The sequence below is a fragment of the Pseudomonas algeriensis genome, from assembly GCF_048847255.1.
Lineage (GTDB): Bacteria > Pseudomonadota > Gammaproteobacteria > Pseudomonadales > Pseudomonadaceae > Aquipseudomonas.
On record NZ_JBKKRK010000009.1, the window covers coordinates 98592 to 110841 of the forward strand.

At 60.9% G+C, this 12250-nt stretch carries 10 protein-coding genes, 2 tRNA genes and 1 pseudogene; 9 read left to right on the forward strand and 4 right to left on the reverse strand.

Annotation, left to right across the window (positions count from 1 at the left end; genetic code table 11):
* Window positions 1-536 precede the first annotated feature (536 nt).
* A pseudogene (locus ACLK1G_RS15455) lies at window positions 537-590 on the forward strand (hypothetical protein); the annotation flags it as partial.
* A gap of 201 nt (window positions 591-791) precedes the next feature.
* Window positions 792-1496, forward strand: coding sequence for a methyl-accepting chemotaxis protein (locus ACLK1G_RS15460; RefSeq protein ID WP_420766316.1), 705 nt, complete (start codon window positions 792-794; stop codon window positions 1494-1496).
* A gap of 115 nt (window positions 1497-1611) precedes the next feature.
* Here ACLK1G_RS15460 and ACLK1G_RS15465 read toward each other — a convergent pair whose 3' ends face one another.
* From ACLK1G_RS15465 to ACLK1G_RS15480, 4 genes are all read right to left on the reverse strand, one after another.
* Entirely contained in the window at window positions 1612-3177 is a 1566-nt protein-coding gene (locus ACLK1G_RS15465; protein WP_420766193.1) for an ABC transporter permease, read from the reverse strand.
* A complete protein-coding gene (locus ACLK1G_RS15470; RefSeq protein WP_420766194.1) occupies window positions 3177-4187 on the reverse strand; it encodes an extracellular solute-binding protein in 1011 nt (336 codons plus the stop codon). The genes ACLK1G_RS15465 and ACLK1G_RS15470 overlap by 1 nt, the downstream gene beginning before the upstream one ends.
* 164 nt (window positions 4188-4351) lie before the next feature.
* Window positions 4352-4438, reverse strand: a tRNA-Leu gene (locus tag ACLK1G_RS15475).
* A gap of 175 nt (window positions 4439-4613) precedes the next feature.
* A tRNA-Leu gene (locus tag ACLK1G_RS15480) sits at window positions 4614-4700 on the reverse strand.
* A 226-nt stretch (window positions 4701-4926) separates the two neighbouring features.
* Between ACLK1G_RS15480 and rnr the strand changes: the two genes are divergently transcribed.
* The 7 genes from rnr to dnaB all read left to right on the forward strand — a co-directional run bounded on the left by rnr (window position 4927) and on the right by dnaB (window position 12204).
* Window positions 4927-7545, forward strand: coding sequence for a ribonuclease R (gene rnr / locus ACLK1G_RS15485; protein ID WP_420766195.1), 2619 nt, complete (start codon window positions 4927-4929; stop codon window positions 7543-7545).
* Entirely contained in the window at window positions 7542-8303 is a 762-nt protein-coding gene (gene rlmB / locus ACLK1G_RS15490; RefSeq protein WP_420766196.1) for a 23S rRNA (guanosine(2251)-2'-O)-methyltransferase RlmB, read from the forward strand. Before rnr ends, rlmB begins: the two co-directional genes overlap by 4 nt.
* A gap of 303 nt (window positions 8304-8606) precedes the next feature.
* The gene (rpsF, locus tag ACLK1G_RS15495; RefSeq protein WP_420766197.1) at window positions 8607-9035 is read left to right on the forward strand and encodes a 30S ribosomal protein S6; all 429 of its coding nucleotides are present in this window, start codon (window positions 8607-8609) and stop codon (window positions 9033-9035) included.
* Window positions 9036-9063: 28 nt separating this feature from the next.
* The gene (rpsR, locus tag ACLK1G_RS15500) at window positions 9064-9294 is read left to right on the forward strand and encodes a 30S ribosomal protein S18 (protein WP_002551829.1); all 231 of its coding nucleotides are present in this window, start codon (window positions 9064-9066) and stop codon (window positions 9292-9294) included.
* A 36-nt stretch (window positions 9295-9330) separates the two neighbouring features.
* The gene (locus ACLK1G_RS15505) at window positions 9331-10224 is read left to right on the forward strand and encodes a YybS family protein (RefSeq protein WP_420766198.1); all 894 of its coding nucleotides are present in this window, start codon (window positions 9331-9333) and stop codon (window positions 10222-10224) included.
* An 18-nt stretch (window positions 10225-10242) separates the two neighbouring features.
* Window positions 10243-10689, forward strand: a complete 447-nt coding sequence (gene rplI / locus ACLK1G_RS15510) for a 50S ribosomal protein L9 (RefSeq protein ID WP_003186385.1) — start codon at window positions 10243-10245, stop codon at window positions 10687-10689.
* 117 nt (window positions 10690-10806) lie between these two features.
* Complete coding sequence (dnaB, locus tag ACLK1G_RS15515; protein WP_420766199.1) at window positions 10807-12204, forward strand: replicative DNA helicase; 1398 nt, start codon at window positions 10807-10809, stop codon at window positions 12202-12204.
* The last annotated feature ends 46 nt before the right edge of the window (window positions 12205-12250 follow it).

The window sequence follows — 12250 nt, forward strand, 5'->3', positions numbered from 1 at the left end:
TGTTCGTCATCTATGACGACGCCGCAGGGGAACACCTGACTCGCTACCTGAACCGGGAAAATCCGATCAACAAGGCCCTGCTGGAAAAGGGCAAGGGCGATCGGGCGCTGGATAAAGTATTGGATGCGGCGAAGAACGATCCATCGGTTTATTACCTCGAAGCGTCGATCAACCCTAATGGCGTCGAGATCGGCAAGGTGCTGATGGGCGTTTCCACCGCCTCGGTGGAAACCGACCTCAAGGCGCTCGACCAGCGCTTCTCCGCGCTGATTGCCAGCAGCGATCAATTGGTGGGCGACAGCCTCAAGGGCGCGGCTGCCGACAGTGCCGCAGCCATGCGTGGCCGCCTGGGCTCGGCGCAGGCCACCGCCACCGATATGCAGACCAATACCGCCGTCACGGTTCAAGAAGCCGCAGAGACCTTGCGTTGGCGCATCGGCCTGGGCCTGGCGTTGGTAGGGTTGGGCGTGTTGGTGTTGTTGGCCGTGGTGCTGGGGCGTCGGGTGGTCAATCGCTTGAAGTTGTTGATCGCCGCGATGAACGATCTGGCGGCGGGCGAGGGTGACCTGACCAAGCGCGTGCAAATAAACAGCAAAGACGAAATCGGCGACATGGCTTCGGCGGTCAACCGCTTTGTGGATAAATTGCAACCCATCGTGCGCGAGGCGGGCGATGTGGCCCAGCGTACCGGTCAGGAGATCGGCGCGATGACGCTGCGCAACTCGGGCGCCGACGCGGCGGCCGGCATGCAGCGCGATGAAGTGGCCGAGAGCCTGCGTGCGCTGTCGCAGATGGCCGATGAGGCTCAATCGGAAAGCCAGGCGATGCAGGCGGCCTTGCAACAGGTAGCGGAGATCCGTCAGGCCACCGATGAAACCACCCGCACGTCAGCCAAGGTCGGCGGCTTGATCGAAGCGTTGGCCGGGCAGGTCGACACGGGGGCGAAAGTCATCGAGCGGCTGGCCCAGCAGAGCGAGCAGATCGAAGTCGTGTTGACGGTGATCCATGGTATTGCCGAGCAAACCAACCTGTTGGCGCTGAACGCGGCCATCGAGGCGGCGCGCGCCGGGGAGACCGGACGCGGCTTCGCGGTGGTGGCGGATGAAGTGCGGGCGCTGGCAAGCAAGACCCAGAGCTCGACGGGCGATATCCAGGCGCACATCGTGGCCTTGCAACAAGGCGCGCGCGAAGCCGTGGCGGCCATCGGCCAAGCGGGACGGCAGGCCAATGAAGGTCTGTCAGTGTTGCGTGACAGCGCGCGGCTGCAGCAGTCGGTGCAGGCGTCGGTCGAGCAGGTTCACGCGGCCATCGGCTTGGCGACTCAAGCAGCCGCGCATCAAGCCCAGGGCGCGCAAGCGGTACGCGGCCGGGTTGAGACCATCCACGCCCAGGCCGAGAAGGCTGCCCAGGCGGTGGTCGAGACCACGGCCAGCGGCAAGGTGCTGGATAAACTGGCGGCGCAGTTGAAGGCCAGCCTGGGTCAGTTCAGGGCTTGATTCGAGGTTGTGGCGGGCCCTTCGCGAGCGGGCTCGCTCCCACAGGTTTATTGCCGTTTACAAAACGGGTGTCCACACCAACTTTGTGGGGGCGAGCCTGCTTGCGAAAGCGGACTCAGCGACTCAGATACATCCGCGTCGTCAGCAAATAGACTGGCAACCCCGACACCAGAATCAACAGCGCCGCATAGGGCGCCGCCGCTGCGAATTCCACATTCGACGTATGTGCCCAGACCGCCGTCGCCAACGTATTGAGTCCGGTCGGGCTCAGCAACAGCGTCGCGGTCAATTCCTTCATCGCATCCAGGAACACCAGGGCGAACGCCGCGCCCAGGGCCGGGAAGATGATCGGCAGGGTCACCCGACAAAACGCACCGAGCGACGAAGCCCCCAACGTCCGCGCCGCTTCTTCCAGTTGTGGGGCGGCCTTGTTCAGCGCCGTACGCACCGGTGCTTGGGCCAGCGGCAGGAACAGCAGCGCATAGGCAATCAGTAGCAGGCCGGAAGTCTGGTACAGCGCGGGCACGTAGTGCAGGGCGAAATACACCAGGCTCAGGGCGATGACCAGGCCCGGCAGCGCGTGCAGCAAGTAGGGCAGGCGCTCGGCCCAGATCGCCAGCCGCCCCTTGTGGCGCACCACCAGCAGGCCCACCGGTACCGCCAATACGAGGCAGAGGGCGGCGCCGCCCAGCGAAAGCGCCAGGGACGACAGCAGCGCTTCGCCGATCTCGCCCGCCGGGAATGCCGCGGAAGTGCCCACGGCCAGCCAATACGCCAGCATTCCTAGCGGGATACCGCTGCCGATGATCGCCAACGCCAGGCAATACAGTTGACCGCAAAGCATCCACCGGCCCAGGCGTACTTGTTCGGCCTGGCGTGCCGCGCCTTGCCCGGTGCGCACATGGCGCCCCTTGCCGCGCACCCGCAGTTCCAGCCACAACAGGACCAGGCACAGCGTCAGCAACACCGCCGACAACATGGCGGCATTGGCGTTACTGAATTCCAGCTCGAATTGTTGATAGATGGCTGTGGTGAAGGTCTGCAGCCCGATGATTGACAGTGCGCCGAACTCCACCAGCATGTGCAGGGCAATCAGCAACGAACCGGCCAGCAGCGAAGGCCAGAGCAGCGGGAGCGTGACGCGAAAGAACACGCCCCAGCGATTTTGCCCCAGGGTGCGGGCAGACTCTTCAAGGGACGGGTCGAGGTTGCGCAGCGTTGCGGCCGCGGGGAGGAAAATCAGTGGGTATTTGGACAGGGTCATCACCAGGATCGCCCCGCCCAATCCCTCGAATTGCGCACTGAGGGATACCCAGGTGAAGCTGCTGACAAACGCCGGCACGGCGAACGGCAGGCACAAGACAACGCCCCAGATCCGACGCCCCGGCAGGTTGCTGCGTTCCAGCAGCCAGGCCAGGGACAGGCCGACGATGCCGCAGGCCAGCGTGACGCCGGCCATCAACGCCAAGGTGTTGCGCAGCAAGCCGAATACATAGGGCCGCCACAACAGATGCAGTGCCTCGGTCCAGCCGGCCTGCCAGGTCTTGGTGACGACGTAGAGCAGTGGCAGCAGGCTCAGCAAAACGAGCAGCAGCACGGGCAGCAGCAACCCGATCGAGGGGCGCTTGCGCCGGGGCACGTAAACCCCGGCTGGAGGAGAGGCGCTCAGCGACGACGTCATCAGTTCAAGCCGACTTCACGTTCCAGCTCCAATGCTTCTTCGGCGTTACCCAGGTCGGCGGGCGTCACTTTTGGCGGCTCCAGTTCATTGAACGGCTTGAGGCCGCGATCCGACGTCATGCCCTTGTGCAAAGGATATTCGGCGGACGTCTGGGTAATCACCCGCTGCCCCTCCTCGCTGGCCATATAGGCAAGCAACTGTTGGGCCTCCTTGGGGTGTTTGCTGGATTTCAGTGCCGCGGCGCTGGAGACGGTGACCAGGCCACCGGCATCACCGCCAGTGAAGTAATGCAGCTTGGAATCCAGCTGTCCCTTCTCCCGCTGCAGGGCGAACCAGTAGTAATTGTTCACCAGGACCGTTGCCACTTCACCGTTCTCCACGGCTTTGAGGGCGACCATGTTGTTGCTGTAGACCTTGCCGAACGCACGTAGCCCGGTGAGCCATTCTTCGGCGGCTTCCTTGCCGTGCAATTTGATGATCGCAACGGCTTGTTCCTGGAATGCGCCGCTGGTCGGTACGAAGCCGACCTTGCCTTGCCATTGTGGCTGGGCGAAATCGAGGACGGTTTTCGGCAGGTCCTTTTCATCGATCAGTTTGGGGTTATAGGCAACCACGCGAACGCGAGCGGTCACGCCCATCCAGGAGCCGTTGCTGGCGACATAATCCTTGGGAAGCACGTTGAGGGTCGCATCGTCGATCTTCGCCAGCAGACCTTGTTCACCAAGTTTGTTCAGCGGCGGCGATTCTTCGGTATAGATCACATCGGCCGGGGAGCGGTCGCCTTCCTCGACGACTTGGCTGGCGAGCTGGTTGCTGCTGCCCTTGCGAACGTTGACGTGGATACCAGTCTTGGCTTCGAAGGCCTTGGCCAGTTCATCGCCGACTTCTTTGTGTTGGCCGTTATAGAGTGTCAGTTCAATTTTGTCGGCGGCTTGGGTGAGGGGTGTTGCGAGGGTCAGGCCGAGCAGGGTGCAGGTCAGGGCGCGGCGCAGGGTGGTTCGAAACATCATTCGCGGGGTTCCTCACTGTCGTGTAGCAAAAACTTGTAACAATGATAAACGATATTGTTTCTCATGTGCGTTGTGGCGAGGGAGTTTTCGGGTGCCGGAAACGCAAAAACCCGCTTTCGCGGGTTTCTGTGAGGTTCAAGGCGTATAACCTTGAAGCTTGAATTTGGTGCCCAGAAGAAGACTCGAACTTCCACGACCTTGCGGTCACCAGCACCTGAAGCTGGCGTGTCTACCAATTTCACCATCTGGGCAGCATCTGCAGCGTTGCCGCTGTTGATGTGGCGCACTATACGGAGCGCGTTTTGATCTGTAAACCCCTGTTTTTATTTTGATAATTGCCAAACACATTCCAGGGGCCTGAAACGCAAAAACCCGCTTTCGCGGGTTTTTGTGAGGCTGGCAGGCCGTTGACCTGCTGCTCGAAATTGGTGCCCAGAAGAAGACTCGAACTTCCACGACCTTGCGGTCACCAGCACCTGAAGCTGGCGTGTCTACCAATTTCACCATCTGGGCAATATCGGCAACGTGAGTGCGTCGTCGATGGCGCGCACTATACGGAGCGTGTTTTTAACTGTAAACCCCCAGGAACAAAAAAAACGCTAAATTTCACGAGCGGTGCAATCAGGGGCTTCAAAGGCCTGTCGAAAGACTTTAGAAAAGGCATCTGCTGCTTGAAATTTCCCGTTTCATTACGCCTATGCCAAACTAACCCGCATATAGACAAGGTGAAAACTCTCTAATGGCCGATTGGCAGTCCCTCGATCCCGAGGCCGCTCGTGAAGCGGAAAAATATGAAAACCCTATTCCTAGCCGCGAACTGATCCTGGCGCATCTCGCCGATCGGGGTTCGCCTGCTAGCCGTGAGCAACTGGTCGAAGAGTTCGGCCTGACCACCGAGGACCAGCTCGAAGCCCTGCGCCGCCGTCTGCGTGCCATGGAGCGCGATGCTCAACTGATCTACACCCGGCGTGGCACCTATGCTCCGGTCGACAAGCTCGACCTGATCCTGGGCCGTATCGCCGGTCACCGCGACGGTTTCGGTTTCCTGATCCCCGACGATGGCAGCGACGATCTGTTCATGAGCCCGGCGCAGATGCGCCTGGTGTTCGATGGCGACCGTGCGCTGGCCCGGGTGTCCGGCCTGGACCGGCGCGGGCGCCGTGAAGGCGTGATCGTCGAAGTGGTGTCCCGTGCGCACGAAACCATCGTGGGACGTTATTTCGAGGAAGGTGGCATCGGCTTCGTCGTCGCCGACAACCCGAAGATCCAGCAGGAAGTGCTGGTCACCCCAGGTCGCAACGCCAACGCGCAGATCGGGCAGTTCGTCGAGGTGAAGATCACTCACTGGCCAACCCCGCGCTTTCAGCCTCAGGGCGATGTGGTGGAAGTGGTCGGCAACTACATGGCGCCGGGCATGGAAATCGACGTTGCCCTGCGCACCTACGACATTCCTCACGTCTGGCCTGAAGCGGTCCTGAAAGAGGCCGCCAAGCTCAAGCCGGAAGTCGAAGAGAAGGACAAGGAAAAGCGCATCGACCTGCGTCACCTGCCGTTCGTCACCATCGACGGTGAAGACGCCCGGGACTTCGACGATGCGGTCTACTGCGAAGCCCGGCCCGGCAAGTTGCGCCTGTTCTCCGGCGGCTGGAAGTTGTATGTGGCCATTGCCGACGTTTCCAGCTACGTGAAGCTCGGCTCGGCGCTGGACGCTGAAGCTCAGGTGCGCGGCAACTCGGTGTATTTCCCCGAGCGCGTCGTGCCGATGTTGCCAGAGCAACTGTCCAACGGCTTGTGCTCGCTCAACCCCCATGTCGATCGCCTGGCCATGGTTTGCGAGATGACCATCTCCAAAGCCGGCGAGATGACTGACTACTGCTTTTATGAAGCCGTGATCCATTCCCACGCGCGCCTGACCTACAACAAGGTCAGCGCGATGCTGGAAACGCCGAAGCTGGCCGAGTCGCGCAAGCTTCGTGGTGAATACACGGATGTGCTGCCGCACCTCAAGCAGCTCTATTCGCTGTACAAGGTATTGCTGGCGGCGCGTCACGTACGGGGCGCGATCGATTTCGAAACCCAGGAAACCCGGATTATCTTCGGTACCGAGCGCAAGATCGCCGAAATCCGGCCGACCGTGCGCAACGATGCCCACAAGCTGATCGAGGAATGCATGCTGGCGGCCAACGTCGCTACCGCCGAGTTCCTGAAGAAGCATGAAATCCCTGCCTTGTACCGGGTCCACGACGGCCCGCCGCCGGAGCGCCTGGAAAAATTGCGGGCCTTCCTCGGTGAGCTTGGCTTGTCCCTGCACAAAGGCAAGGAAGGTCCGACGCCGAAGGATTACCAAGCCCTGCTGGCGAGTATCAAGGACCGTCCGGACTTCCACCTGATCCAGACTGTGATGCTGCGTTCTTTGAGCCAAGCGGTGTACAGCGCCGACAACCAGGGCCACTTCGGCCTGAACTACGAGGCGTACACCCACTTCACGTCGCCAATCCGTCGCTATCCCGATCTGCTCACGCACCGGGCCATCCGCAGCGTGATCCATTCGAAGATGAACACCCCGCACGTCAAGCGTGCCGGTGCGATGACCATTCCGAAGGCGCGTATCTACCCGTACGACGAAGCGGCTCTGGAGCAACTCGGCGAGCAGTGCTCGATGAGTGAGCGGCGCGCCGACGAAGCGACTCGCGACGTGGTGAACTGGCTCAAGTGCGAGTACATGAAGGATCGCGTTGGCGAGTCGTTCCCGGGCGTGATCACCGCCGTGACCGGGTTTGGCCTGTTCGTCGAGTTGACCGATATCTACGTCGAAGGCCTGGTGCATGTCACCGCGCTGCCGGGTGACTACTACCACTTCGACCCTGTGCATCACCGCCTGGCCGGCGAACGCACCGGTCGCAGCTTCCGTCTTGGCGATACCGTCGAAGTACGGGTGATGCGCGTCGACCTGGATGAACGCAAGATCGACTTCGAGATGGCGGAAAAAACCATCAGCGCACCGATCGGCCGCAAGAAGCGTGGCGCCGAAACCACAGCGCCTGCCGCCAAGACCGCCGCCGAGCCCGCACCGTCCAAATCCGGACGTCGCGGTCCGGCCAAGGAAAAGGCCGGCGAAGCCTATCGTCCGAGCGATGCGGCGGCGAAAAACGCCGAATTGCGTAAGAGTCGCGAGATGAAACAGGCCTTGCTGGCCGAAGCCAAGAGCGGCGGTAAAGCGGCGTCCGGGAGCAAGGCCGGACGGTCGGCTCCGGAGAAGGCGAGCAGCAAGCCGAGCAAACACCGTAAAGGCCCGCCGAAAGCAGGCTCGGCCCCTGCCAAGAGTGGCGGGGCGCGTAAACCCAAGGCCAAATCATGAGTCAGTTGGAAAAAATCTACGGCGTGCATGCCGTGGAGGCGTTGTTGCGTCACCACCCCAAGCGGGTCAAGCAGATCTGGTTGGCGGAAGGTCGTAGCGACCCGCGGGTCCAGACCTTGGTCGAGCTGGCCGGCGAAAACCGCGTTGCGGTCGGTCAGGCCGAGCGGCGCGAGATGGACGCCTGGGTCGAAGGGGTGCATCAAGGCGTCGTGGCCGAGGTCAGCCCGAGTCAGGTCTGGGGCGAGGCGATGCTCGACGAGCTGCTCGATCGCACCGAAGGCGCGCCGTTGTTGCTGGTACTGGATGGCGTGACCGACCCGCACAACCTCGGCGCCTGCCTGCGTTCGGCGGACGCCGCCGGTGCGTTGGCGGTGATCGTGCCCAAGGACAAGTCCGCGACATTGACGCCGGTCGTGCGCAAGGTCGCTTGTGGCGCTGCGGAAGTTATCCCGTTGGTGGCAGTGACCAACCTGGCGCGCACCCTGGAAAAGCTCCAGCAGCGCGGCTTGTGGGTTGTCGGCACTGCGGGCGAGGCCGAGGTCAGTATTTATGACCAGGACTTGACCGGCCCTACCATCCTGATCATGGGCGCCGAAGGAAAGGGCATGCGCCGTCTGACCCGCGAGCATTGCGATTACCTGGTCAAGCTGCCGATGGCCGGCAGCGTCAGCAGCCTCAATGTCTCGGTCGCCACCGGTGTGTGCCTGTTCGAGGCCCAGCGCCAGCGTGGCGCCAAGTCGGCCGCCAAAAAAAACTGATCTTGCAGTAACCTCTGTGGGAGCGAGCCTGCTCGCGAAAGCGGTCTGACATTCGGCATCTATGTTGAATGAGATACCGCTATCGCGAGCAAGCTCGCTCCCACATTGGTTTTGTGTAAGGGGCAAATGCGGTTGTTCAAATAATCACCAATTGCCTTGCGCCGCCCTCGACCCTTCTCTACAATTGCGCCCCTTGCTGTGATGGCAGGCACTTATGTGTCTAGCGTCCTCAAGTCCATAAGTGTCATTCACTCCTTGTCTGACCGTTTTTGAGCGGCAGGCTACAACCCGTAAGGAGCATTCATGCGTCATTACGAAATCATCTTTTTGGTCCACCCGGATCAAAGCGAGCAAGTCGGCGGCATGGTTGAGCGTTACACCAAGCTGATCGAAGAAGACGGCGGCAAAATCCACCGTCTGGAAGATTGGGGCCGTCGTCAACTGGCCTACGCAATCAACAATGTTCACAAGGCTCACTACGTGATGCTGAACGTTGAGTGCACCGGCAAGGCCCTGGCCGAGCTGGAAGACAACTTCCGCTACAACGATGCAGTGATCCGTAACCTGGTCATCCGTCGCGAAGAAGCCATCACTGGCCAATCCGAGATGCTCAAGGCTGAAGAAAACCGCAGTGAGCGCCGTGAGCGTCGCGACCGTCCTGAGCATTCTGACAGCGCCGAAGGCGATGACAGCGATAGCGACAGCGACAACAGCGATAACGCTGACGAGTAATCCACGGACCTTTTAAGGAGCCAATCACATGGCACGTTTCTTCCGTCGTCGTAAATTCTGCCGCTTCACCGCTGAAGACGTGAAAGAGATCGATTACAAAGATCTCAACACTCTGAAAGCCTACGTATCCGAGACCGGCAAAATTGTTCCAAGCCGTATCACCGGTACCAAAGCTCGTTATCAGCGTCAGCTGGCCACCGCTATCAAGCGCGCCCGCTTCCTGGCCCTGCTGGCCTACACCGACAGCCACGGCCGCTGAGACCGGGCAGTCGACAAGTAGTAAGGGATTGAATGCATGCGCGCCTTAGCTGACTTCATCATGCGGGGACGTATGCAGGCCACTCTGGTAGTGGCTGGATGTGCGGCATTGCCGTTGTTGTACTGGTTGGGTGCTGCCGCCGGGAGTCTTGTACTCCTGCGGCGCGGATTGAGGGACGCCTTGGGCGTTCTTGCTCTGGGACTTCTGCCAGCCTTGCTCTGGTGGATGTATTCCGCGGACCCGCGTGCAGTCATGGTGCTGCTGGGGTCTTCGGCGCTGGCGTTGGTGTTGCGCGCCAGCGAATCCTGGAACCGCGTGCTGCTGGTCAGCATAGCGATAGGTGTGGTGTTTTCAGTGGTGCTCGGGGTGGCTTTTGCGCCCCAGATCGAGATGCTGTCGCAGGCTTTGATAAAAATCCTGCCCGAGGCACTCGGTGATCTCTACCAACGGATGTCGGTAGAAGAGCAGGCGCGTTTCGCGTCCCTGATCGCCCCCGTCCTGACCGGACTGATTGCGGCCTTGTTGCAGATCGTCAGTGTGCTGAGCCTGGTTATCGGGCGCTACTGGCAGGCGTTGTTGTACAACCCGGGTGGTTTTGGTCGCGAGTTTCGCGCCATCCGTTTCCCGCTTGGGCTGGCGATGTTGCTGTTGGCGGGCATGCTTCTGGGGCCGAACTTCGGTCCGCAGATGGCAATGCTCACGCCGTTGTGCAGTGTACCGCTGGTCTTTGCCGCCCTGTCCCTGATTCACGGGCTGGTGGCGCAAAAGCGACTGGCCAGATTCTGGCTGGTGGGGTTGTACGTCACGTTGCTGCTGTTCATGCAGCTGATCTATCCGTTGCTGGTGGTCCTGGCCATCGTCGACAGCCTGATTGATTTTCGCGGTCGTATGGCGCCGAAAGACGCCGACAACGCGAACGGTGAAGGTTAAAAGTTAGAGGATTTTCACATGCAACTGATCCTTCTGGAAAAAATCGCCAACCTGGGCAACCTGGGCGACAAAGTAAACGTTAAGGCCGGCTACGGTCGTAACTACCTGCTGCCTTTCGGCAAGGCCACCGCTGCGACCGCTGCCAACCTGGCTGCGTTCGAAGAGCGTCGCGCCGAGCTGGAAAAAGCCGCCGCAGACCGTAAGGCATCGGCTGAAAGCCGTGCTGCCCAACTGGCCGAGCTGGAAGTGACCATCACTGCCACCGCTGGCGACGAAGGCAAGCTGTTCGGTTCGATCGGTACTCACGACATCGCTGACGCACTGACCGCCTCCGGCGTTGAAGTTGCGAAAAGCGAAGTTCGTCTGCCGAACGGCACCATCCGCAACGTAGGCGAATTCGACGTAGCCGTGCACCTGCACGCCGAAGTTGAAGCCACCGTACGCGTTGTCGTGGTAGCAGCCTAAGCAACACCTGTCGGCTGGCACCCTCGGGTGCTTGCCGGTAACATCGGGCACGATCCTGTCTACAGGTCGTGCCCTTTGTCTTTCTGCAATTGCTGAATTTCATAACCAGACGTGGCCATGAACGAAATCACCGCCCCCGAGCAATATGATCTGCAAACCGCTGCCCTGAAGGTGCCTCCGCATTCCATCGAGGCCGAACAGGCCGTGCTCGGTGGCCTGATGCTGGACAACAACGCCTGGGAGCGTGTGCTCGATCAAGTTTCCGACGGCGATTTCTACCGGCATGACCACCGCCTGATTTTCCGCGCGATCGCCAGGCTGGCCGACCAGAACATGCCGATCGACGTCGTGACCCTGGCCGAGCAATTGGACAAGGAAGGGCAGACGTCCCAAGTCGGCGGCCTCGGTTACCTGGGCGAACTGGCGAAAAACACACCGTCGGTCGCCAACATCAAGGCGTACGCACAGATCGTGCGCGAGCGGGCAACCTTGCGTCAGCTGATCGGCATCAGCACCGAGATCGCCGACAGCGCGTTCAACCCGGAAGGACGCACCGCCGCCGAGATCCTCGACGAAGCCGAGCGGCAGATCTTCCAGATCGCCGAGGCACGACCGAAAACCGGCGGCCCGGTGAGCGTCAACGACCTGTTGACCAAGGCCATCGACCGCATCGACACCTTGTTCAACACCGACAACGCCATCACCGGTCTGTCCACTGGCTACACCGACCTCGACGAGAAGACCAGCGGCCTGCAGCCGTCCGACCTGATCATCGTCGCCGGCCGTCCGTCCATGGGTAAGACGACCTTTGCGATGAACCTGGTGGAAAACGCCGTGCTGCGCAGCGACAAAGCGGTGCTGGTGTACTCCCTCGAGATGCCAGGCGAATCGCTGATCATGCGTATGCTCTCGTCCCTGGGGCGTATCGACCAGACCAAGGTCCGTTCCGGCCAGCTGGAAGACGACGATTGGCCGCGCCTGACCTCGGCGGTCAACCTGCTCAACGACCGCAAGCTGTTCATCGACGACACGGCGGGGATCAGCCCATCGGAAATGCGCGCCCGGACCCGCCGCCTGGTGCGTGAGCACGGCGACATCGCGCTGATCATGATCGACTACCTGCAATTGATGCAGATCCCCGGGTCCAGCGGTGACAACCGGACCAACGAGATTTCCGAGATCTCCCGTTCCCTCAAGGCCCTGGCCAAGGAATTCAACTGCCCGGTGGTGGCCCTGTCCCAGTTGAACCGCTCGCTGGAACAGCGTCCGAACAAACGCCCGGTGAACTCCGACTTGCGGGAATCCGGAGCGATCGAGCAGGACGCCGACGTGATCATGTTCGTCTACCGTGACGAGGTGTATCACCCGGAGACCGAGCACAAGGGTATCGCCGAAATCATCATCGGCAAGCAGCGGAACGGCCCGATCGGCTTTGTTCGCCTGGCCTTCATCGGCAAATACACACGCTTCGAAAACCTGGCGCCGGGTAGCTACAATTTTGATGATGACGAATAACCTGTTTTCTTGATCAGCCTTTGTGGCGAGGGAGCTTGCTCCCGCT